This window comes from Arcicella rosea (genome assembly GCF_040543805.1).
Taxonomy (GTDB): domain Bacteria; phylum Bacteroidota; class Bacteroidia; order Cytophagales; family Spirosomataceae; genus Arcicella; species Arcicella rosea.
This window is the reverse complement of sequence record NZ_JBEUMS010000037.1, coordinates 1-1,370: the sequence shown is the minus strand read 5'-3', so window position 1 is coordinate 1,370 and position 1,370 is coordinate 1. Positions and strand designations below refer to the sequence as shown.

General features: G+C 32.8%; 1 protein-coding gene. It reads right to left on the bottom strand.

Features of this window, described 5'->3' with window-relative positions; translation table 11 throughout:
* Positions 1-5 precede the first annotated feature (5 nt).
* The gene (locus ABID42_RS23985; RefSeq protein WP_367285819.1) at positions 6-1,022 is read right to left on the bottom strand and encodes an IS110 family RNA-guided transposase; all 1,017 of its coding nucleotides are present in this window, start codon (positions 1,020-1,022) and stop codon (positions 6-8) included.
* Positions 1,023-1,370 lie beyond the last annotated feature (348 nt).

The window sequence follows — 1,370 nt, the reverse complement described above, 5'->3', positions numbered from 1 at the left end:
GATTTCTATGACAAAAACAAGGGAAATTTATCGGAATTTTCATATTTTTCTTTTCTTTGGACGACCGAAATAACTCGATGCAAAAGTTTAGCTTTTACAGCATTTAGTACAGACATTTTTTTCTTGCCTTCAGCGACTTTTTTTTGGTAATACTTTTGAAGTTGAATATCTAATTTAATAGCCGTCAAAGATGCCATGTGTAAGGCTGTTTTAAGTGTCATGTTAGCCATTTGGGAGACTCTTGTTTTTCCTCTTATACTGGTGCCAGAGCTATAAGCAAAGGGAGCAACCCCTGCATAACAAGCTAACTTTCGGGCATCGTCAAACAAAGTAAAACCATCGGTATAAACAATCAAAGCAATGGCTGTTTGTGTTCCAATACCAACAACAGATGTGACTAAAGCAAACAATTCCTTGAGTTTTGAATCTTCATCTAAAAGTTTTTTAATTTGCTTTTCGATGGCGATTATATCATTTTCAAGTGCCTCAAAGCTTGATTTCATTGCTTTTGAAAGTAAATTGGCTGTCTGGACATCACCCACCTGTCGAAATTCCTCAACAGGGACACTTAATTTAAACTTACTTTTCATCAGCCTATCTCTGAGTCCAGTTAAGTTTTTTATCTTTACTATAGTAGGGTTTGATGGATGCCAAAGCCTTACATCGTCCTGATTTTTAGCAGCATATAGGGCAATTCTAAGTGCGTCAACTTTGTCATTTTTACCTCTTTGGATACCACCAGATTTTTTAATACGAGTTCCCAATTCTACCCAGATATTAGCATCATTTTGTGTTACAAAGCTTAAAATAGGATAAGTGTAAACACCACTGGCTTCAATACAAATTAGACATTTATCTAATGAAAAATTAGGCAATTGGCTAAAACCTTTAAAGAGTTTTTGTATTTGCTCAGGAGTATTTGACAAATGGTGATGTGTGGCGGTTTCCTTATTACCATTAATTATCATAACAGCATCAAGTGTAAGTTTAGAAATGTCAATACCAACGATAAAAGAGTACATCTGAAATAAATAAAGTTTAAAATGACAGAATTAAAATTGTAAAGAATAAGTCTGAATTTTGAGATTCAATTAAAACCTTAATAAGGGTGCTTGCCACCAAATTTCTATATGATTCCTCTCAAAATAATCAAGATAGGTCTACATCGAAGGATAAGCCTTAACGCTTCTTTGGAGTTATAGTTCACCTATCTTGATAGACTCTTTAAAGAACAAAATTAGCACAATGGTTATCCACAATTGTGGATAATTATAAAAGAAAAAAAGAAGCAAAAAAAGAAAAATATTATAGTAGTAATGTTTTTTCTGTTCTTAGAATATTAATAATAAGCAAAAGTAAAGGTTGGAGTT